17 protein-coding genes and 3 pseudogenes are annotated in these 21,640 nt (G+C 61.7%); 13 read left to right on the top strand and 7 right to left on the bottom strand.

The window, feature by feature from the left end; translation table 11 throughout:
• Positions 1-587: 587 nt before the first annotated feature.
• On the bottom strand, positions 588-1,463 hold the full coding sequence (locus JN403_RS14165; RefSeq protein WP_205482874.1) for a LysR family transcriptional regulator: 876 nt from the start codon (positions 1,461-1,463) through the stop codon (positions 588-590).
• Positions 1,464-1,613: 150 nt separating this feature from the next.
• Here JN403_RS14165 and JN403_RS14160 point away from each other — a divergent pair, with 150 nt between their 5' ends.
• On the top strand, positions 1,614-3,143 hold the full coding sequence (locus JN403_RS14160; RefSeq protein WP_205482873.1) for an MFS transporter: 1,530 nt from the start codon (positions 1,614-1,616) through the stop codon (positions 3,141-3,143).
• Between the two features lie 25 nt (positions 3,144-3,168).
• On the opposite strand, the pseudogene JN403_RS14155 reads toward JN403_RS14160, so the two are convergent.
• Together JN403_RS14155 and JN403_RS14150 are read right to left on the bottom strand one after the other, a co-directional pair.
• A pseudogene (locus JN403_RS14155) lies at positions 3,169-4,304 on the bottom strand (glycerate kinase).
• A gap of 115 nt (positions 4,305-4,419) precedes the next feature.
• On the bottom strand, positions 4,420-5,505 hold the full coding sequence (locus JN403_RS14150; protein ID WP_205482872.1) for a sugar diacid recognition domain-containing protein: 1,086 nt from the start codon (positions 5,503-5,505) through the stop codon (positions 4,420-4,422).
• A gap of 199 nt (positions 5,506-5,704) precedes the next feature.
• Here JN403_RS14150 and JN403_RS14145 point away from each other — a divergent pair, with 199 nt between their 5' ends.
• Genes JN403_RS14145 through JN403_RS14135 form a run of 3 tightly spaced genes read left to right on the top strand, consistent with a single transcriptional unit; the run spans position 5,705 to position 7,402 of the window.
• Complete coding sequence (locus JN403_RS14145) at positions 5,705-5,932, top strand: type II toxin-antitoxin system RelE/ParE family toxin (protein WP_240356559.1); 228 nt, start codon at positions 5,705-5,707, stop codon at positions 5,930-5,932.
• On the top strand, positions 5,913-6,239 hold the full coding sequence (locus tag JN403_RS14140; protein WP_122625390.1) for a helix-turn-helix transcriptional regulator: 327 nt from the start codon (positions 5,913-5,915) through the stop codon (positions 6,237-6,239). Before JN403_RS14145 ends, JN403_RS14140 begins: the two co-directional genes overlap by 20 nt.
• A gap of 17 nt (positions 6,240-6,256) precedes the next feature.
• Positions 6,257-7,402 carry an alpha/beta fold hydrolase gene (locus JN403_RS14135; RefSeq protein WP_205482871.1) on the top strand — a complete coding sequence of 382 codons (1,146 nt, stop codon included), beginning with the start codon at positions 6,257-6,259 and terminating at the stop codon, positions 7,400-7,402.
• 159 nt (positions 7,403-7,561) lie between these two features.
• On the opposite strand, the gene JN403_RS14130 is transcribed toward JN403_RS14135, so the two are convergent.
• The gene (locus JN403_RS14130; protein WP_205482870.1) at positions 7,562-8,275 is read right to left on the bottom strand and encodes a FadR/GntR family transcriptional regulator; all 714 of its coding nucleotides are present in this window, start codon (positions 8,273-8,275) and stop codon (positions 7,562-7,564) included.
• Between the two features lie 341 nt (positions 8,276-8,616).
• On the opposite strand from JN403_RS14130, the gene JN403_RS14125 reads away from it, so the two are divergent.
• The 5 genes from JN403_RS14125 (at position 8,617) to pncA (ending at position 14,004) form a co-directional block, all read left to right on the top strand.
• The gene (locus tag JN403_RS14125) at positions 8,617-9,966 is read left to right on the top strand and encodes an MFS transporter (protein ID WP_122534481.1); all 1,350 of its coding nucleotides are present in this window, start codon (positions 8,617-8,619) and stop codon (positions 9,964-9,966) included.
• A gap of 86 nt (positions 9,967-10,052) precedes the next feature.
• Complete coding sequence (gene gudD / locus JN403_RS14120; protein ID WP_205482869.1) at positions 10,053-11,396, top strand: glucarate dehydratase; 1,344 nt, start codon at positions 10,053-10,055, stop codon at positions 11,394-11,396.
• A gap of 182 nt (positions 11,397-11,578) precedes the next feature.
• A complete protein-coding gene (locus JN403_RS14115; protein WP_205482868.1) occupies positions 11,579-12,232 on the top strand; it encodes a DUF1345 domain-containing protein in 654 nt (217 codons plus the stop codon).
• A 105-nt stretch (positions 12,233-12,337) separates the two neighbouring features.
• A complete protein-coding gene (locus JN403_RS14110) occupies positions 12,338-13,303 on the top strand; it encodes a D-2-hydroxyacid dehydrogenase family protein (protein WP_205482866.1) in 966 nt (321 codons plus the stop codon).
• 50 nt (positions 13,304-13,353) lie between these two features.
• On the top strand, positions 13,354-14,004 hold the full coding sequence (gene pncA / locus JN403_RS14105; protein ID WP_205482863.1) for a bifunctional nicotinamidase/pyrazinamidase: 651 nt from the start codon (positions 13,354-13,356) through the stop codon (positions 14,002-14,004).
• Between the two features lie 446 nt (positions 14,005-14,450).
• On the opposite strand, the gene JN403_RS14100 is transcribed toward pncA, so the two are convergent.
• Positions 14,451-14,936, bottom strand: a complete 486-nt coding sequence (locus tag JN403_RS14100; RefSeq protein ID WP_205482861.1) for a GNAT family N-acetyltransferase — start codon at positions 14,934-14,936, stop codon at positions 14,451-14,453.
• Between the two features lie 175 nt (positions 14,937-15,111).
• On the opposite strand from JN403_RS14100, the gene JN403_RS14095 reads away from it, so the two are divergent.
• From JN403_RS14095 to JN403_RS14085, 3 genes are all read left to right on the top strand, one after another.
• Positions 15,112-16,035, top strand: a complete 924-nt coding sequence (locus tag JN403_RS14095; RefSeq protein WP_205482860.1) for a formate/nitrite transporter family protein — start codon at positions 15,112-15,114, stop codon at positions 16,033-16,035.
• A 396-nt stretch (positions 16,036-16,431) separates the two neighbouring features.
• Entirely contained in the window at positions 16,432-17,115 is a 684-nt protein-coding gene (locus JN403_RS14090; protein WP_122534474.1) for a response regulator transcription factor, read from the top strand.
• A complete protein-coding gene (locus JN403_RS14085) occupies positions 17,093-18,484 on the top strand; it encodes a HAMP domain-containing sensor histidine kinase (RefSeq protein ID WP_205482859.1) in 1,392 nt (463 codons plus the stop codon). Before JN403_RS14090 ends, JN403_RS14085 begins: the two co-directional genes overlap by 23 nt.
• A gap of 81 nt (positions 18,485-18,565) precedes the next feature.
• Here JN403_RS14085 and JN403_RS14080 read toward each other — a convergent pair whose 3' ends face one another.
• Entirely contained in the window at positions 18,566-18,724 is a 159-nt protein-coding gene (locus JN403_RS14080; RefSeq protein ID WP_205482858.1) for a hypothetical protein, read from the bottom strand.
• A gap of 28 nt (positions 18,725-18,752) precedes the next feature.
• Positions 18,753-19,310: pseudogene (locus JN403_RS14075) on the bottom strand (zeta toxin family protein).
• Positions 19,311-20,249: 939 nt separating this feature from the next.
• Here JN403_RS14075 and JN403_RS14070 point away from each other — a divergent pair.
• A pseudogene (locus JN403_RS14070) lies at positions 20,250-20,705 on the top strand (transposase); the annotation flags it as partial.
• Positions 20,706-21,640: the final 935 nt, after the last annotated feature.

Raw genomic sequence — 21,640 nt, 5'->3', positions numbered from 1 at the left:
TGGGACCGGCTTCAGCCGGGAAAGCGTCAATGGGCGCGCTGCTAAATTGATCGTTCCCACGCTCCGCGTGGGAATGCATCACGTGACGCTCCGCGTCATTTCCCCAGGCCCGAATGCGCGTCGTCTAAGGGACGCGGAGCGTCCGGAGGGGCGTTACCACGCGGAGCGTGGGAACGATCAACGATCAGAATTGATGGTGAGCCGACCGGCCTCTTCCCGGCTAAAGCCGGTCCCACTAACAGACCGCGCACCCCCGTAGGACTGGCTTTAGCCGGGAAGCCTTTGATCTTGCACTTGATCTGCTTTTGATCTTCGTACGCAAGAAGTCCAGACACCGCAAATCGCGACTTGGGTGCAGGCTGAACGCAGGTCTCGGGCAGTGGGCCGAGCCGCATGGATGCGGCGAGAGCGCCGTCAGGACAGGGATGTCCGTTCGGCGCGGGCCCACGGAGCGAGACCGGAGTGAGGGTACTCCGACGCAGGAGGAGCCAAGCCAGGAGCAAGCACCTTTGGTTACTTGGGGTGCTTTTCCAAGTAACTCGCCGAAGGCGAAACAGTCTGCCCCCAGGCAGACGCCCTTGATCTTCTCACAGCCCCCGCGCGCCCTTGACGTACTCAACAAACCTGATCACCGCCGGGGCCTTTTCGTGGCGTCGGTGGATCAGCGACAACGACGAGCTCGGCTGACAATCCTCAATCCGCCGATACACCACATTCGGCAACCGAATGTGATCCACCACCGACTCCGGCACCACCGCCACCCCCTGGCCAAGACTCACCAGCGCAATCACCGACACCAGCCCTCCCGGCTGCGGACCCAGCGTCGGCGCGAAACCGCCATGGGCCGCCACCTCCAGCGTGCCGGAAATCTGCTCAGGGAGAATGAACACCTCGCTCTGCAGGTTCACCGTGTTGATGATCTTCAGCTTGCCCAGCCACGAGCTGTCCGCCAGCGCCAGAACAAAACCCTCGGTCAGCAACGGCACGACGCTGACCGAATCGGGCAGCTGCATGGGCGAGCGGATGAAACCCACGTCCAGCCGCCCCTCCTCGATCAGCCGCGGCAGCGTCGGCATCAGGTGCTCGTTGATGTTGAATTCAATGTCCGCATAGCGCTCACGAAACTGACTGACGTGCTGCTGCAACACGCCGGAGAACACCGCCGAGGCGACGTAGCCCAACTCGATCCGGCCGGCCTCGCCACGGCCGGCGCGCTGGACGTTGTACTGCGCGGTCTCAAACTGACGCACCGCCAGTTCGGCCTCGATCTGCAACGCGCGCCCTGCTTCCGTCAGCCTCACCTCTCGCTGTTCACGGAGAAACAACCGGGTGCCCAGCGCGTTTTCCAGGTCCTGGATCTGCCGCGTCAGCGTGGGCGGCGCGATGCCCAGTTGCTCGGCGGCGCGAGTGAAATGCCGATGACGGGCGACGGCCAGAAAGTAGCGAAAGTGACGGATTTCCATGGAGCGTTACCTGGCAGGTAATCAAAACGCGGGGCGCGGGTAACAGAGCATAGGGCATATCCGCTTACTCTGTTGCAGCGAAGAACCGCCCCACCCAATGTAGTCACCACCCGTGTTAGCCAGCACCTAACAACCTCCGGAGCCCCATACATGTCTCGACCCAGCCCCCGCATGACCCTGCTCACGGCTTCCGGCGTGTGCGCATTGATCGTGCTCGACACCAACATTGTCGCCGTGACTCTGCCGAGCATCGCGCGTGATCTGGGTGCCGGGTTTGCCGACATCGAGTGGGTGGTCAGCGCGTACATGCTGGCTTTCGCCGCGCTGTTGCTGCCGGCGGGTAGCCTGGCCGATCGCTTTGGCCGCAAGCGCATGCTGATCAGCGGGCTGGTGCTGTTCATCCTGGCGTCGCTGGGCTGCGGGGCGGCGCCGGACATTCTGTTCCTCGACATTGCCCGTGCGCTCAAGGGCGTGGGCGCGGCCTTGCTGCTGACCTCGGCGCTGGCGACCATCGGCCACGTTTTCCATGATGAAGCCGAGCGCGCCAAAGCCTGGGCGTTCTGGGGAGCCTGCATGGGCGTGGCCATGACTGCAGCGCCCACGGTCGGCGGGCTGATCGCCGAACTGGTCGGCTGGCGCTGGATTTTCTACCTCAACCTGCCGGTGGGGCTGGGCCTGCTGGTGATGGTCATGGGGAACATCGAGGAATCGCGCAACGAGCAGTCAGCGCGGCTTGATCCGTGGGGCAGCCTGTTTTTCAGTGCCAGCCTGCTGAGCCTGATCTGGGGCCTGATCGAAGCCAACCGAATCGGCTGGGACCACCCGCTCACCTCCATGCGTCTGGCCGCCGGGGCGGTGCTGCTCGCGCTGTTTGTCATCGCCGAGCGCCTGCAACGCCGGCCGATGGTCGACTTGCAGCTGTTCAAATACCCGCGCTTCATCGGTGCCCTGCTCGGCATGTTCGCCTACGCCGGCTGCGCCCAGGTGATGATGACCCTGCTGCCGTTTTACCTGCAGAACGGCCTGGGCTTCAGCGCCATCGGCTCGGGGCTGGGCATGCTGCCGTTCGCAATCACCATGCTGCTGTTGCCGCGCTTCGGGCCGACAATCTCACGTCATCTTTCGCCGGCCGCCATGATGGCGCTGGGCCTGACCCTTGTGGGCATCGGCAACCTGCTGTGCGCCTGGGCCACCGGAATGGGCGGCTACCCGGCATTCGCTGCGGCGATGGCGGTGACCGGTGCGGGGGCGGGCTTGCTCAATGGCGACACCCAGAAGAACATCATGGCGTGCGTGCCCCGAGAACGCACCGGCATGGCATCGGGGATGAGCACGACCATGCGGTTCAGCGCGATCATGCTGGCGATCGGCGTCTACGGCGCGCTGCTCGCCAGTCACACGCTCGGTGCGCTGAAAGCCACACTGGCGACCGTTGCGCCCGACCTCCTCGATCAGGCCGAGCACATCGCCTCACGTGCGGTGGCCGGGGACATGAACGCTGCGCTGCAAACGATCGATGCCAGCGCCCGGGGAATGATTCAGCCGCTGGTCCGGGACGCCTTTGTGTCGGGCTTCGGCTCGGTGCTGTGGATGTCGGGACTGATCGCCCTGTTGGCCGCGGTGCTGGTGGGCACGCTGATGCGCAAGCCCATTCCGCTGATGCAGCTGAAAACCGCCTGACCCATGCGACCGCTGAGGCGAATTTTTAGCGGGCTGCGAGGGCCCACACCCGGGCGATATCCCGCGCGCGATCATGGAGCAACGTCGCCGCATTGGCGCAGGCGAACTCCAGCGTCATCGGCCCGCTGGTCACGGCGAACGCGGCGCTGATGCCGTGGGCATACAGGTCGGCGTAGCCCTCCCCAGTGTCCCGGCCAGCACGATGACCGGCACGTTGTTGCGCTGCGCCATCCGGGCGACGCCGAAGGGGGTTTTGCCGCGCAGGGTCTGGGCGTCGAAGCGGCCTTCGCCCGTGATCACCAGGTCGGCGCCCTGCAGTGCCTCGGCCAGCCCGGTCAGGTCAGCGACCACCTCCACGCCGGGACGGAACGATGCATTCAGATAGGCCTTGGCGGCGAACCCCATGCCGCCTGCCGCGCCGCTTCCCGGATATTCGCTATCGTCCCGACCCAGTGCCTGAGCCGAGTGCCCGGCGAAATGCCCGAGGGCCGCGTCCAGCGCCAGCACCTGTTCGGGGGACGCGCCCTTCTGCGGGCCAAAGATGTGCGAAGCGCCTTGCAGGCCGCACAGGGGATTGTTGACGTCGGCGGCGACTTCGAACTGCACGCTGTTCAAGCGCGGGTCGAGCCCGGTCAGGTCGATGCGCGCCAGTTGCGCCAGGGCCAGGCCACCGCGATCGAGGGCTCGGTCATCGTCGTCAAGGAAGCGCGCGCCCAGCGCCGAGAGCATGCCGGTGCCGGCATCATTGGTCGCGCTGCCGCCGATGGCCAGAATCACCCGCTCGGCGCCGGCATCCAGCGCGGCCTTGATCAGCTCGCCGGTACCAAACGTACTGGTAATGGTTGCGTCGCGCTGGTCCAGGCTCAGCAGTTGCAGACCGCTGGCCATGGCCATTTCGATGATCGCCGTGCGCGTCTCCGCCAGCCAGCCCCACTGCGCCTGCACCGGCTGAGCAAGCGGTCCGCTGACCTGATTGCTCATCCACTCACCGTCGCATGCCGCCAAGATCGCTTCGATGGTCCCCTCCCCGCCATCGGCCATCGGGCACTCGACCAACTGGGCATCAGGCCAGACATCGATGAGCCCGGCGGCGATGGCGTGGGCGACACTTTGGGCGCTGAGGCTGTCTTTGAACGAGTCCGGGGCGATGACGATTTTCATATTATTCTCCTTGTCTGATGGACGATCTTCGCACCCTGAAGAAACTTTACCGCCTTACGCTTGCACAACAGACGGCTGGCTCGGTTGTTCATACGAACAACGCTGCGACAGCGCCTTATCTGGCCACCATCTGCGCGCCGAGGTACAGGCGCAGCAAGTCTTCCGTTCGATAAGGATCGCAGCCAGTCAGTTCGGTAATTTTCTCAAGCCGGTAACGCAGGCTGTTGCGATGGATGCCCAGCGCGTCGGCGCAGGCCTGGCTTTCGCCGCTGTAATCGAACCAGGCGCGCAGGGTGTCGAGCAGCTGTGGGTTGTCGTGCAGGCGCTTGATGGGTTCTGCGATGCCTTCGGCCAACCAGTCGTGGCGATTGCGCCAGAACAGCAGCGCGACGCGATGGCTGGCCAGACGCAGCAGTTTGACGGTCGGCCGCAAGTGGCGTGCGTACTCGAGCAGGTCGCGAGCGGCGGTGCAGGCGGCGCGCAGGGAGGCCAGATCAGATGAAGGCTCGACGGTCGCCATGCGCTGTACGGGCCAGTCTTGCTCGTCGAAAAGCGCCAGCAGCAAGGCATCGTCGCGATCCTTGCCTACGGCGCGGCACCAGTAGATCAACCCCGGCTCACAGGGCAGACACCAGCTGTTGGCGTATCGACCCATCAGCCACGCACTCATCACACCGGCATAGGTCGCGGCTTCGGGGAGTTCGAGCAGCACGGCCTGACGCGGCAACTGCGGCTGCAAGCCCAACTGCTCAGCCTCGGCGACCAGATGGGCAGCACTTTCGCCGAGCAACAGCCGCGACAGCAGGTCTTCACTGCGTTGATGCCGCCACTGTTGATCGGCCTGCTGACGTCGGTGCTCCATGAGCATCTCGGCGGTCATCTTCACCAGCTCCGCGTAGACCCGCACCTCATCGGGCTCGCCGGTGATGCCGAGCACGCCGATCAGTTTCTGATCCAGCATCAAGGGCAAATTTACCCCCGGCCGCACCCCGTCGAGCTGCCGGGCGGTGTGCGAATCGATCTCCACCACGCGGCTGTTGGCGAGGACCAGCTGCGCCCCTTCATGCCGGGTGTACAACCGCTCCGCCTCGCCGCTGCCAATGATAATGCCCAGATAATCCATGACATTCACGTTGCACGGCAAAATCGCCATCGCCCGGTCGACGATGTCCTGGGCCAGGGCGTGATCAAGGGCGAACATGAGGGGTGTCTGCACAGCGAAGGGAGTGAGGGTTCATACACATCAGGTCTTGTTTTTGTGGGTGGAGGGAGTCTGCCTGAATCTTTGTCCCGGCGCGATTGGCCGCTAGCATGGGAGTTCAACTATAAGTAATATCCAGGCCAGACTTATGAAAGTCTTATAAGGACGCACGAATACGATCGCATGGACAAGGAAGGCCGTGAAACAACTCCTCAAGTTGCAACTAAGGCATCAGGTGCAAATCAGGGACGCTGTAAGCAAGCTGGAGTCGATGCCGGACGTCACCCACGTTAAATCTCTCGCTGGCCATAGCTGCGGCTACCGCCTGAGAGTTGGCGACTATCGTGTTCTGTTCGACTGGGACGGCGGGGTCAAAATTGTCAGTGTTCAGGAGGTCAAAAAACGCGATGAGCGCACCTACTCATAACATCCAGATCATCAACGGCCCGGACGGCAAGCCCGCCTTCGTGGTCATCCCTTATGAAGAGTACGTCAGCCAGCACGGTGTGGATGATCTAATCCCTCATGAGGTCGTCAGCCGGATCGTTGACGGTTCAACGCCGATTCGGGCGTGGCGCGAGTATCTGGATCTGACCCAAGAGCTTGTCGCCGGAAGACTCGGTATCTCCCAACCCGCCTACGCCCAGCAGGAATCGGTGGCGCGTCCCCGCAAGCAGACCCGAGAAAGAATCGCCCAGGCATTCGGCATTCGGCCCGATCAACTGGACATCTGAACACGCGAGAACTCAATTTGGCCTTGCACCGTCTCACCCTCCTACTCTCCGCCCTGACCCTTCAGGCATGCGCCTCCAATGAGCAGCCTCTAGGGCAGGCGAGTTTCGCCGACTATCGCCAGCAGACCATCGCCTGGATGCAGGAGAACCGGACCTTTCAGACGCCTGATCACCCGGCCGAGATCGAGTGGAACGCACCTCGGGAATGGCGACCCAGCGGGCCAGCCACACGGGGGATTCTGTTGGTCCATGGCCTCGGCGACTCTCCTTGGTCGTTCAATGACGTCGGCGAGGCGCTCGCCGCGCAGGGGTTTCTGGTGCGCACGGTGTTGCTGCCGGGGCATGGCAGCAAGCCGGCGGACATGCTGGATGTGACGCTCAGACAGTGGCAGCAGGTGGTGCGTGAGCAGACGCAGATGCTTGAGCGGGAGGTGCCGACGGTGTATCTGGGCGGGTTTTCGACCGGGGCGAACCTGGTGCTGGATTACGCCTACGAGCACCCGAATATCGCCGGCCTGGTGCTGTTTTCTCCGGCCTTCAAACCGGCAAACACCTACGCCTGGGTCACTCAGTACATCGGCTGGTTCCGCCCGTGGCTGGCGAAACCGGACGATGGCGTGCGCCCGATGCAGACGCCGGTCCGCTACCTGAACGTGCCCACCAACGGTTTCGCCCAGTTCTACCGCAGCGCGTTGTTGGCCCAGAAGCACCTCGACAAAGGGGTCTATGACAAGCCGGTGTTTGTCGCCATCACCGAGCACGATTCAGTGCTGGATACCGGTTATGTGCTGGACACCTTCAACGCGCGCTTCACCCACCCGCTCAGCCGGCTGATCTGGTATGGCAACGAACCGGCGCCGACGCAGAAAAACCCGAGGGTGCGGGTGCGCAACGATTTCCTGCCGGAATACCGGATCGCCCAGTTCTCGCACATGGGGCTGATGTTCTCGCCTGCAAACCCGTTGTATGGGGTGAATGGCAGCCAGCGTATCTGCTGGAACGGCCAGTCCTCCGCCGACATGCAGAAATGCCTGAACGGCGAGCCGGTATGGTATTCGGATTGGGGTCATCGTGAACCGGGCAAGGCCTTGGCGCGACTGACGTTCAATCCGTATTTCGAGTGGCAATCGGGGGTGATGATGGAGGTACTGGCATACCCATAATGGGATCGCGCACGCAGTAGGACCGGCTTCAGCCGGGAAGAGGCCAGCCCGAGCACCACACCTCTCGCGGTGTCACACCCGATGCATTCCCGGCTAAAGCCAGTCCCACTATTGGCCGCAGTCGTTTCCATTTGCTGCAGACCCATCAATCCCCTGCCATCACTCCACCGGCGCCAGCCGCCCCCGGCTGTTGCTCAGGTGAGTCCACATCGCGGCGCGGGCGGCGTCGGGGTCCTGGCGGCGGATGGCGGCGAGGATGGCTTCGTGCTCGAGGTTGGCCAGATAGGCACTGTGGGTGAGGCTTGACCCGGCCCGTTCGCTGGTGGCGATGCGGCTGCGGGGGATGACGGCGATGCCGAGGTTCTGCAGGATCTCCACGAAGTAAGGATTGCCGGTGGCCTCGGCGATCAGCAGATGAAAGCGCCGGTCGGCTTCGACGCAGCTGTCTTCCTTGGCCAGCAGGTCCTGATAATCGTCCAGCGCGGCGCGCATCGCCGTCAGTTGTGCGTGGCTCCGGCGTTGCGCAGCCAGGGCGACAGCCTGGGTTTCCAGGCCCATGCGCAGCTCGATGATATGCCGCACGCTGAACGCGGTTTCCACCTTCAGGTGCAGACCGCTCTGCTCGGAGCGCGCCAGCACGTAGGTGCCTTTGCCCTGATGGGTTTCGACCAGCCCGGACGCCTGCAATTTGGAAATCGCCTCGCGCACCACCGTGCGGCTCACGCCATGCTCGCGGACGATCTCGCTCTCCGAGGGCAACTTCGCACCGGGCGCAATGGTGCCCATCAGAATTCGCTGGCTGAGGTCGGTGACCAGGTCCGTCGCCAGGCTGTGCTGGCGTCGCTTGGGTCGCAAGGGTCCGGTGCTGTTCAAAAAGGTCGTCCTGTAAATATTGAAAAGAACGGCGGCCACCGAGGCCTGCCGTCCACTTGTATTTTCCTGACGGTGAAGTCTCGACGCACGCCCCCACTCACCCGCTTGATGCACAACCAACCCCGGCAAAAGCCCCGAAAACAGAGCTACCCAGCAGCGCCCCCACTCATTCAACTTGTCAGACAGGCGAGCCTAGCCCGACGAAATACTTCCCGCAACCCCTGTAATCCGGTTGCCATAGCGATCATTACTTGTATGATGACTGGCAACAGGGCTACACACCTTGTCACACACAACGTGCTTAACCACCCGCATAAAAATAATCAGTGGGAGTTACCAGAGTGAACACATCCTCAATACGGGCGGATGACGCCTCCGATTCCGTCCTGCAATCGGCGGTCTCGAAAGTCAAACGACACATCCTGCCGCTGTTCGTCATCATGTTCATCGTCAACTACATCGACCGGGTCAACATCGGCTTCGTACGTAGTCACATGGAACATGATCTGGGTATCGGCGCAGCCGCCTACGGCTTCGGTGCCGGCCTGTTCTTCATCGCGTATGCGATGTTCGAAGTCCCCTCCAACATCCTCCTGCAGAAAGTCGGCGCGCGCATCTGGCTGACCCGCATCATGCTGACCTGGGGCATCGTTGCCGCCTGCATGGCGTTCATCCAGACTGAAACCCACTTCTATATCCTGCGCTTCTTGCTGGGCGTGGCCGAAGCCGGGTTCTTCCCAGGCGTCATCTACTACTTCACTCGCTGGTTGCCCGGGGTCGAGCGTGGCAAGGCTATCGCCATCTTCCTCAGCGGTTCGGCCTTTGCGTCGGTGATCTCCGGCCCGCTCTCCGGCCTGCTGTTGCAGATTGACGCATTGGGCTTCCACGGCTGGCAGTGGATGTATTTCATCGAAGGCATGTTCTCCGTCGGCCTGTGCTTCTTCGTCTGGTTCTGGCTCGACTCCAAGCCCCACGACGCCAAATGGCTGACCGAGGCCGAGAAAGACGCGCTGGTCAACACCATCGACGCCGAACAAAAGGCTCGCGAAGCGGCCAACCCGGTCAAGCTGTCCATCGGCAAGTTGCTCAAGGACCCGCAGATCATCCTGTTCTGCCTGATGTACTTCTTCATCCAGCTGACGATTTACGCGGCGACGTTCTGGCTGCCGAGCATCATCAAGAAGATGGGCGACCTCACTGACTTCCAGGTCGGCCTGTTCAACTCCATTCCGTGGTTCATCGCCATCGTCTGCATGTACGGTTTTGCCTCGCTGTCGGCCAAGTGGAAACACCAGCAGGCGTGGGTCGCCGTGGCCTTGTTGATCGCGGCAGCAGGGATGTTCATGTCGACCACGGGCGGTCCGGTGTTCGCCTTCGTCGCCATCTGCTTCGCGGCGATGGGCTTCAAGTCGGCGTCGTCGCTGTTCTGGCCGATCCCCCAGGGCTATCTGGATGCACGCATCGCCGCGGGCGTTATCGCCCTGATCAACTCGGTGGGCAACCTGGGCGGTTTTGTTGCGCCGACCACCTTCGGCATCCTCGAACAGCAGACCGGTTCGATCCAGGGCGGCCTGTATGGCCTGACGGTCACCTCGATCATTGCCGCGATTCTGGTGTTCACCGTGCGCACGACGCCCAAGCCCGGCGCGGTGCCGGTGGCCAAGGTCGACGTCACACCCAGCCACACTTGAGCCAGGCGCTTGGGCCCTGAGCTCTGAGCAATGAAGACCGTAAAGACAGCGCCCCCGCCGCGCTGGGTACTCACAAGGATTTAGACATGAACACACAGACTTCCGGCAGCACCCCCGTCATCACCGACATGCAGGTCATTCCGGTGGCCGGCCACGACGACATGCTGCTCAACCTCAGCGGTGCCCACGGCCCGTATTTCACTCGCAACATCGTCATCCTCAAGGACAACGCCGGGCATACCGGCGTGGGTGAAATTCCCGGCGGCGAGAAAATCCGCCAGACCCTCGAAGATGCCCGTGGGCTGGTGGTCGGCAGCAGCATTGGCAACTACCAGAAGATTCTCAACGACGTGCGCCGCACCTTTGCCGAGCGCGATGCCGGTGGTCGCGGCCTGCAGACCTTCGACCTGCGCATTACCATCCACGCGGTCACCGGTATTGAAGCGGCGGTGCTGGATTTGCTCGGTCAGCACCTGGAAGTGCCGGTCGCCGCGCTGCTCGGCGAAGGCCAGCAGCGTGATGAAGTGAAGATGCTGGGCTACCTGTTTTACGTCGGTGACCAGACGAAAACCAACCTGCCCTATCGCACCGAAGCTGACGCGGACAACGAGTGGTTTCGCGTTCGTCACGAAGAAGCGCTGACCCCGGAAGCGGTGGTGCGCCTGGCCGAGGCGGCTTACGCGCAATACGGTTTCGAGGACTTCAAGCTCAAGGGCGGCGTGCTCAGCGGCGATGCGGAAATCGAAGCCGTCACGGCGCTGGCCGAACGCTTCCCGAAAGCGCGCATTACCCTCGACCCCAACGGCGCCTGGTCGCTGAAAGAAGCGGTGCGTCTGTGCCGCGATCAACACAAAGTGCTGGCTTATGCCGAAGATCCCTGTGGCGCCGAGAACGGTTATTCGGGCCGGGAGGTCATGGCTGAATTCCGCCGCGCCACCGGCCTGCGCACCGCCACCAACATGATCGCCACCGACTGGCGCGAAATGGGTCATGCCATCCAGCTGCAATCGGTGGACATCCCGCTGGCCGACCCGCATTTCTGGACCATGCAAGGTTCGGTGCGCGTCGCGCAGATGTGCAACGAGTGGGGCCTGACCTGGGGTTCGCACTCCAATAACCACTTCGATATTTCCCTGGCGATGTTCACCCACGCGGCCGCCGCTGCGCCGGGCAACATCACCGCCATCGACACCCACTGGATCTGGCAGGACGGCCAGCGTCTGACCAAGGCGCCGCTGCAGATCATCGGCGGCAATGTGCAGGTGCCGAAGAAGCCCGGGCTGGGCGTCGAGATCGACATGGATCAGGTCGCCAAAGCCCACGAGCTGTACAAAGGCATGGGCCTTGGCGCGCGGGATGACAGCGTGGCGATGCAGTTTCTGCTGCCGAACTGGACGTTCAACAACAAGCAGCCGTGTCTGGTTCGCTGATCCCATGAGTTACACCGGTCAACCCTGCCGCTTGAGAAACGGCTGGACAGGGCGACCGGGCAGGTTCACCTAAACTGCCAAATGGCGACCGGCGCGTAACCCCTTGCGCGCCGTTTTTCTTCATCATCTGCTGTAGCGGCCGCGTGCTACTGTTCGCGCATCACACTGCCGTGAAGTCCTCCATGTCCCGCCTTGCCAAGACCCACCCTCGCCTGACCATTGCCACCCTTGTCGGCGTCGCTGCCGGTATCGCCAGCGCGTTCGTCGCCCCCGACATTTCGGTGATCAGCAAATTCCTGATCGGCTGGAACGTCGCCGGCTGGCTGTACATGGCGATGATCATGCGCCGCACCTTCAAATCCAGCGCGGATGACGTGCGCCGGGTCGCGGAAATCGAGGACGAGAACGCCGGCACAGTGCTGTTCGTCGTCTGCGTGGCGGCGATTGCCAGCCTGGCGGCGATCATCCTGGAACTCGCGGGTATCCAGGACATGAAGGACGCCGACAAAGCGCTGCATTACGCCTTCACCGGCTTCACCATCCTTGGCTCGTGGCTGCTGATCGGCGTGGTCTTCAGCCTGCACTACGCCCGGGTGTTCTACACCTGGCGCGGCGATAAGCCGGCGCTGCGCTTTGCCGATGGCGAAGAGAACCCGGACTACTGGGACTTTCTGTATTTCTCCTTCACCTTGAGCGTCGCCGTGCAGACCTCTGACGTCGGCGTCGCCACCCGCGGCCTGCGCAAAGTGGTGCTAGCGCAGTCGCTCATCGGCTTTGTGTTCAATACGTCGATTCTGGGGTTCTCGATCAACATCGCGGCGGGGTTGTTTAATTGAGGTATGGCGCCTGATCCGGCGCCAAATGGACTTCCAGACAGTCCCGCTCGGGCGTACTGTGAGCGCCATAAAATCCAACATCGCTGCTGAACGAGGCCTCGCTCAATGACCCAGGATTCCGGGCTGAAGATTGCCGTACTCGACGACTGGCAATCGGTTGCCGAAAACGTTGTGGACTGGACCGTGTTGCAACCGATCGGCGAGGTCAGTTTTCTGCATGACTACCCGGCGGACACAGACGCCATGGTCGCCCGCCTCAAGGACTTTCAGATCCTTTGCGTGATGCGCGAGCGCACGGTTTTCGATGACGCCCTGCTCAGTCAGCTGCCACACCTGAAGCTGCTGGTCACTGGCGGCATGCGCAACGCGGCGCTGGACCTCAAGGCCGCCGCACGCCTGGGCATCACGGTGGTCGGCACCGACAGCTACAAGTACGCGGCGCCGGAACTGACCTGGGCGCTGATCATGGGTGTGACCCGCAACCTGGTGGACGAAGCCAATTCCCTGCGCGCGGGCGACTGGCAGATCGGCATCGGCAGCGACTTGTATGGCAAGACCCTGGGCATCGTCGGGCTGGGCAGCATCGGCCAGAAGATCGCCCGTTACGGCAAGGCGTTCGACATGAAGGTGATTGCCTGGAGCGAGAACCTCACGGCTGAACGCGCCGCCGAGCATGGCGTGACCTGTGTCAGCAAGCAGGAGCTGTTCGAGCAATCGGACGTGGTTTCAGTGAACCTGGTGCTCAGCGAGCGCAGTCGCGGGCTGGTGGATGCCGAGTCGTTGAACCGGATGAAGCCGACGGCGTATCTGGTGAACACCGCCCGCGGGCCGATCGTCGACGAAGACGCGCTGGTCGAGGTGCTCAGGCAGAAGAAAATCGCCGGCGCCGCGCTGGATGTTTACAGCGTCGAGCCGTTGCCGGCCGATCACCCGTTCCGCACGCTGCCGAACGTCCTGGCCACGCCCCACGTGGGCTACGTGACCGAGAACAACTACCGGATGTTCTTCAGCCAGATGATCGAGGACATTCAGGCGTGGCACGCTGGCGCGCCGATCCGCGTGTTTGCCTGACCGCGATCCGACTCATTGCCCCAGGACTCACTGCATCAAGGACTCAGACGATGACCACGCCGCTTTCCCGATTGCCCTCCGACCCCCGCGCCGCGTTGCTGGTGATCGACATGCAATACGACTTCATGCCCGGCGGCGCGCTGGCCGTGGCCGAGGGCGATGCGCTGGTGCCGCTGATCAACCGCCTCGGCGCGCAGTTTCGCAACGTAATCATGGCCCAGGACTGGCACCCGCGCGGGCATGTGTCGTTTGCGTCGAGCCATGCCGGGCGGGCGCCGTTCGACAGCATCACCCTGCCCTACGGCGCGCAGACGCTGTGGCCCGATCACTGCGTTCAGGGCAGCCCCGGCGCTCAGTTGCATGCCGATCTGCACATCACCCACGCGCAGTTGATCCTGCGCAAGGGCTGCAACGCCGGCATCGACAGCTATTCCGCCTTCGTCGAAGCCGACCGCACGACCCGCACCGGGCTGGCCGGTTACCTGAGCGAGCGTGGCATCGACAGCGTGTTCGTGGTCGGTCTGGCCTTGGATTACTGCGTGGCCTGGACCGCGCTGGACGCCAGGGCGGCGGGTTTCAACACGTGGGTGATAGCCGATGCCTGCAAGGCCATCGACCTGAACGGCTCGCTGGACCAGGCCTGGAAAGACATGGCCCGGGCGGGGGTCAACCGGATCGACAGCGCGGAGCTGACTGACTGAACACATAGCCCACCGTGGGAGTAGCCGGGGTGGCGCTCCACCTTGATCACGAAGAGGCCGGGACATTCAGCCACTTTTTCTGGCGGCTGAAAGTAAGTCTTCGCGAGCAAGCTCGCTCCCACGAGATAGTGGACTGACTCACTATTTCGGCTAGTTCGTAGGACCTGTGGGAGTGAGCTTGCTCACGAAGAGGCCGGGACATTCAGCCACTTTCTCTGGCGGCTTAAAGTAAGTGTTCGCGAGCAAGCTCGTTCCCACGAGATAGTAGACTGACTCAATATTTCGGCTAGTTCGTAGGACCTGTGGGAGTGAGCTTGCTCACGAAGAGGCCGGGACATTCAGCCACTTTTTCTGGCGGCTGGAAGTAAGTCTTCGCGAGCAAGCTCGACTCCCACGGATGATGGTTCGGCCAGGGATTTCCGGTTGTTGCAAAACCTGTGGGAGTTTTAATCTTCACTCAGTGCAAAGCGCTCCAACCCTTCCCCCTCCATCCGGTAGCGCACCCACTCATCCTGCGGCTCGGCGCCGATCGATTTGTAGAAGTCGATCGCCGGCTGGTTCCAGTCCAGCACGCTCCATTCAAGACGGCCGCAGCCGCTGTCGTGGGCGATCCGGGCCAGATGGCGCAACAGCTTCTTGCCAGCGCCGACGCCCCGTTGGGCGGCGGACACATACAAATCCTCAAGGTACAGGCCCTTGCGGCCCAGCCAGGTAGAGTAGCTGAGGAAGTACACCGCGAAACCAATAGGCTGGCCGTCCAGCAGGCAGATCAGCGCCTTGGCCGGCGAGGTTTCGTCGAACAGGCTGCGCTCGATGTCGGCGACGCTGGCCTTTACCTCGTGCTCGGCTTTTTCATAGATCGCAAGCTCGGTGATGAAGCCCAGGATGACGGCGGCGTCGGCACGGGTAGCGTCGCGAATGTGAAGGGTCAAATGAGGATCTCCCACGTCAGAGAAAAGGCTACCGCCGTTGGCGAACGACGGGTAACGGATTGTGTCTCAAGCAGCAGTGTCGCGCAGCAAGCATGTGCAAGCCAGCCGCCGCCTCCCTCGAACGTCTCAAACAGAATGCTCTGCCAAAGAGCACTGAATCACCCAAAGGATCACCATGGAAAACCAACCAGACGGCAAGACCCCCGGTCTGACGCCGGAAGAAGAACGCGATATCGACGAAAATCAGCCACCTCGCGCTGCCGTCCTCCACGAGACGATCCGCATGCAGGGCGATCAGGAACTGGAACGCAACGTCGCTGCGCTGTTCTGGTCGGCCCTCGCAGCCGGCTTGACCATGGGCCTGTCATTGATGGCGATGGGGCTGTTGAACTCTCGCCTGCCCGATGCCGAAGGCTTCAAAGTCATCGCCAGCTTCGGCTACTGCGCAGGCTTTCTGGCGGTGATTCTCGCCCGTCAGCAACTGTTCACCGAAAACACCCTGACCGCCGTGTTGCCGGTGATGAGCAAGCCGACGCTGAACAACGTCGTCCGCCTGTTGCGGCTGTGGACCGTGGTGCTGGTAGGTAACCTGTGCGGCACGCTGCTGGTGGCCTACGTGATGCTGCACCTGCCGATCTTCGACACCAAGACCGACCAGGCCTTCCTCGAAATCGGCCGCAAGGTGATGGAGAACGACAGCGGGCAGATGTTCGCCAAGGGCATTATCTCCGGCTGGATGATCGCCACCATGGTCTGGATGATCCCGTCCATGGAATCGGCCAAGGTCGCCATCATCGTGATGATCACCTACCTGATGGCACTGGGGGATTTCACCCACATCGTGGTCGGCTCGGCGGAAGTCTCGTACCTGGTGTTCGCCGGCGAACTGCCGTGGAAAGATTTCTGGCTCACATTTGCAGGCCCGACCCTGGGTGGCAACATCATTGGGGGCAGCTTCATCTTCGCGTTGATCAGCCATGCGCAGATCCGCAGCGAAGGCGAAACGCCGGAAAAGAAGGGCAAGAAGAAAGCGCTGGACGAAAAGCTGAAGCAAGAGCTGCGTCAGCCAGACGCCGAATCCGAACGCAAAGGCGTTTGAAGCGGCAGGAAATGTGACAGTGACCGGTGTGCCTGTAGTCTGACACGGGTCATGTGGGGGTGACCGGTGTACCTGAGTCTGACACAGGTCATGTGGGAGTGAGCTTGCTCACGAAGGCGTCGGACCTGACAGTCAAGGGTCGCCTGGTACAACGCATTCGCGAGCAAGCTCGCTCCCACAATGTTTAGCGTCAGTCCCAGAAACCGAAGTTGATAGAGGAGCTGCGAGCTTGCTCGCGAAGGCAGGCGGCCCGAAATCACCGGTGGCCGCCTCCCCCGGCGCGCTGGCTAGCACCAAAAAGCCCCTCATGCCCTTCTTAAATTATTTTTAAGAAATCCCGACTACGTTTAAAGGCAAAATGCAGGCTTCTGTCCTCTCACGTGGTCCTGACCTCACATGACGCGAATTCTGACAATCGAAGACGACGCCGTCACCGCGAAGGAGATCGTTGCCGAACTGAGCAGCCACGGTCTCCAGGTGGACTGGGTCGACAACGGTCGTGAAGGCCTGGTCCGCGCGGTCAGCGGCGATTACGACCTGATCACCCTTGATCGCATGCTGCCGGAAGTCGACGGCCTGGCGATTGTCACCACCATGCGCGCCCTGGGCATCGCCACGCCGATCCTGATGATCAGCGCGCTGTCGGACGTCGATGAACGTGTCCGCGGGTTGCGCGCCGGTGGAGACGACTATCTGTCCAAGCCCTTTGCCTCCGACGAAATGGCCGCGCGAGTGGAAGTCTTGCTGCGCCGCAGCAACCCGGGGACCCAGGCCGAGACGATGCTCAAGGTTGCCGACCTCGAACTCAATCTGATCACCCGTGAAGCCACCCGCGCCGGTCAACCGCTGAACCTGCTGCCGACCGAGTACAAGCTGCTCGAATTCCTGATGCGCAACTGCGGGCAGATCATCACCCGCATGATGATTTTCGAAGAAGTCTGGGGCTACCACTTCGACCCCGGCACCAACCTGATCGACGTGCACATCGGTCGCTTGCGCAAGAAAATCGATCCCCCTACCCTGACGCCGCTGATACGTACCGTTCGAGGCTCAGGTTATGTCATTGCCGAACCCGTCTAAGGGCTGGCGCTCCTCCAGCAGCCGGCTGCTGGCGCTGTACAGTTTTCTGTTTGTGGCCTGGAGCAGCATCCTCATGGGGGTGCTGTACTGGGAAGTCACCAGTTACCTCAACACCCTCGCCCGCCACTCGCTGATGCAACGTCAGCAGCTGTTCTCGCGCTTTGAAGGCGCGCAGCTGGACGACGCGTTGCGCTCCAGCGACAAATTCGACATACGCTCGGTCGACGCGTACGGCTTGTTCGACAAGGACATGAAGCCCATCAGCGGCCCGATCCAGAGCGTTCCCGACGGCCTCAAGCTGACCGGGGAGATCCAGGAGCTGGACACCTGCATCGACTCCGACGACCCGGACCTGCCCAGCTCGGGCTGCGACGCCGTGGCCATTCATACGCTCGATGATCGCTGGCTGATTCTGGTGCGCGACAACGGTTCGCTGTTCGCCGTGACCACGCTGATTCTGCGCGCGCTGCTGTGGGGCATTTCGCTGACGATCATTCCGGGCATCGCCGGCTGGCACTTGCTGGGACGCCGCCCGCTGCGACGCATCCGGGCGATTCAGGCCAGCGCCGAGGCCATCGTCACCGGTGATCTGGCCCGCCGCCTGCCGGTGTCGGACCGCCGCGACGAGCTGGACATGCTCGCCGACATCGTCAACGCCATGCTCGACCGCATCGAGCGCCTGATGAACGAGGTCAAGGGCGTCTGCGACAACATCGCCCACGACCTGCGCACCCCGCTTACCCGGCTGCGCGCCCAGCTCTATCGAATCCAGCAGCAGTCGCCGGAAGACTCGGCGCTGGGCGAGCAGATGGCCCAGGTGATCGCCGACGCCGACACGCTGATGGCGCGCTTTCGCGGACTGCTGCGGATCTCCGAACTCGAAGATCACCAGCGGCGTTCGGCCTTCGGTCAGCTCGATCCGCAGCCGCTATTGCAGGAGCTGCACGATTTCTACCTGCCACTGGCCGAAGAAGGCCGCGTCTCGTTGCAGCTGAAAGTCGCCGAGCAGCTGCCGCCGCTGGTGGGTGACCGCGCGCTGCTGTTTGAGGCGCTGTCGAATCTGCTCAGCAACTCGATCAAATTCACCCCACCGGGCGGCCAAGTGCTGCTCATCGCCCGCGCCGAAGGAAACACCACGTTCATCGAAGTCCAGGACACCGGCCCCGGCATCCCCGACGCCGAACGCGACGCCGTGTTCAAGCGCTTCTATCGCAGCGAAACCGGTAATCAGCAAAGCGGCTTCGGCCTGGGATTGTCCATCGTCGCCGCGATCGTCAACCTGCACGGCTTCAAACTGCGCATCGGCAGCAGCCCGTCCGGCGGCGCGAGTCTGGTGCTGGAGTGTCGACGGGTGCTGGCATTGGGGTGAAGGGGGGCTTTGGGCTGCAAGCTGCAAGCTGCAAGCGAAGACGACAAAGCCGCCTCAAGGGCGGCTTTGTTATTGGGGGAGTTACATTCTCCGGGCTTGCTCGATGATCTTTTCCTGCCGCGCCCAGGCTTTCTCCATGACCTCCAGATAAACCCGCTCCTTCTCTTCGAATGTGGCGTTGCGGACGAAGTCGGAAAGCGTCCTTTTCAGTTTTGGCAAAGGCTTGTCAGACGAATTCATTTCAATCCCTCGTGTGCTTTCAGCATCCTTAGCAGTGACGCTGGATCGTAGTTTTCAGGGATGTGGTCGTCAACACGCTGAACGTTTTTCTGATACAACCGAGTGCCGCCCTTGTCGTTTTTGAGAAGCACATCAACGGTGACCGCATGACCAAATTCGTTTTGAGGCGATTAACTGCATCCCTGGCGCTGAAATACTGCCTGACGAATTCGCTTAGCGGGATGTTGCGCCCCTCGACTTTCTCTCTTGCGGTGACGAATCTCCAGGCCAGTGCAGGGTCCTGATACACGTAGATGATGAGCACAAATCTTCCGCGCCCAACGGACCTACGGATGTTCCGCGCGACAATATCGAAATTCGCTGACGTCCCGTCCAGAAGGAATGACTGCTTTTGCTTCAGTACCTGGTCGTGAAGTTTATCGACCAGCACTGAAACGGGATGTTGATAAAGGTAGGCATTTCCCCCGGTATAGGAGGGGATTTCTGCCCTCAAGAGATCAGGGTCAATCCGTACGGTAGAAGACTCGAATCTGCTCATGAATTAAATGGATGTCTCCGTCTTTCCCGCGCCGGGGGATCCCGCCATGAAGATTGAGACGGGACAATCATCGGGCACGTAAACCAATGGATCCGTCAGCCTCCTCGCAATTTCCTTCCTGTTCGCCTTGGCAAACACCACAGCCTCATCTGATATCCGTCGATCATCCGTATCCACAGTCACCCATCCTTTTATGAAGTCGCGACAGTCCAGCGCCGCGCAGTATTCACGGGCGCTTCGACTGCGCCTATCCGACGTCACAAAACGAAACAGGATGCGCTGGTGAGCATTCACCGATGTGGATTCGTAAGCGATGTCGCACAGCAAACGCGAGGCCACGGGAACACGCGATGACTCGATATTTCGGCCAGTTCGGAAGACCTGTGGGAGTGAGCTTGCTCACGAAGAGGCGGGGGCATTCAGTCACTTTCTCGGGGACTGAAAGTCAGCATTCGCGAGCAAGCTCGCTCCCACGGGACCGTGGGCTGCCTCGATATTTTGGCCAGTTCGGAGGACCTGTGGGAGTGAGCTTGCTCACGAAAAGGCCGGGGCATTCAGTCACTTCTCGGGGACTGAAAGTCAGCCTTCGCGAGCAAGCTCGCTCCCACGGGACCGTGGGCTGCCTCAATATTTCCGCCAGTTCGGAGGACCTGTGGGAGTGAGCTTGCTCACGAAGAGGCCGGGGCATTCAGCCGCTTGCTCGGGGACTGAAAGTCAGCCTTCGCGAGCAAGCTCGCTCCCACGGGATCGTGGGCTGCCTCGATATTTCCGCCAGTTCGGAGGACCTGTGGGAGTGAGCTTGCTCACGAAGAGGCCGGGGCATTCAGTCACTTTCTCGGGGACTGAAAGTCAGCCTTCGCGAGCAAGCTCGCTCCCACGTTCGGGTGTTCGCGGGCCAACAGAACACACCGCGTAATACACCCCCATCGGCGTGGTTCATGAAGAGGCTAGCGTGGTGTGTGCACCCAAAGCCGGAGGTAAAACAGCATGGCCACGAAAGCTCGTTCCCATAGCTTGCGCACAGGGCGGTACTCAGAGAAAGGGAGGATCTATCTGGTGACCTCCCGGCTCGACCGTATGAGAAATGACTTCACGGACTGGCGGGTAGGCCGGCTGCTCGTCAAGGAAATGCGAGAAATGGATAAGTGCGGACTCACAAGAACGCTGGCATGGGTGGTGATGCCCGACCACTTTCACTGGTTAATGAAGCTTCAAGATGGCTCGCTTGCGGGCATTGTTCAGCGGGTCAAGTCCAAGACCGCCATTTCAGTGAACAGGCTCACCGGCAAACAGGGTCGACTTTGGCAGTGTGGATATCACGATGCCGCTGCACGCCATGAGGATGATCTCATTCACTTCGCCCGCTACATCGTGGCCAATCCACTGCGCGCAGGGTTGGCGAGTCGGGTAGGAGATTATCCGCTGTGGGACGCGACTTGGTTGCCAGGTTCTGGCGTAGAGTTCGGAGAGTCTGGAAATGAATTGTTTGATGTGCTGCCAACATCTAACAATGACCTGCCTGATTCATTGCCCATCAGGCAGCCTTCGTGAGCAAGCTCACCCCCAAGGGCCGGTGGCTCGGCTCGGGATTTTCAGCTCTCGCAGCACGTGTGGGATTTAACTTGCTCACGAGAGGCCGGGGCATTCAACCATTTTCTCTGGCGGCTGAAAGTCAGCCTTCGCGAGCAAGCTCGCTCCCACGGGATCGTGGGCTGCCTCGATATTTCGGCCAGTTCGGAGGACCTGTGGGAGTGAGCTTGCTCACGAAGAGGCCGGGACATCCAACCACTTTCTCGGGGACTGAAAGTCAGCCTTCGCGAGCAAGCTCGCTCCCACGGGATCGTGGGCTGCCTCGATATTTCGGCCAGTTCGGAGGACCTGTGGGAGTGAGCTTGCTCACGAAAAGACCGGGACATTCAGCCGCGTTCGCGAGTGGCTGAAAGTCAGCCTTCGCGAGCAAGCTCGCTCCCACGGGATCGTGGGCTGCCTCGATATTTCGGCCAGTTCGGAGGACCTGTGGGAGTGAGCTTGCTCACGAAGAGGCCGGGGCATTCAGTCACTTTCCCGGGGACTGAAAGTCAGCCTTCGCGAGCAAGCTCGCTCCCACGGGATCGTGGGCTGCCTCGATATTTCGGCCAGTTAGGGAGACGTGTGGGAGTGAGCTTGCTCACGAAGAGGCCGGGACATCCAACCACTTTCTCGGGGACTGAAAGTCAGCCTTCGCGAGCAAGCTCGCTCCCACGGGATCGTGGGCTGCCTCGATATTTCCGCCAGGTCTCTGGATTTTCGGGACCGGGTTGGTGGCAGCTAGCCCCTGCACAACAAAAACGCCTCCACAAGGGAGGCGTTGTCTATTGCAGCTTGAGGGCTAAGAGGCA

The sequence above is a fragment of the Pseudomonas sp. 15A4 genome, from assembly GCF_016925575.1.
Classification (GTDB): Bacteria; Pseudomonadota; Gammaproteobacteria; order Pseudomonadales; family Pseudomonadaceae; genus Aquipseudomonas.
This window is presented reverse-complemented; position numbering and strand designations above follow the sequence as displayed.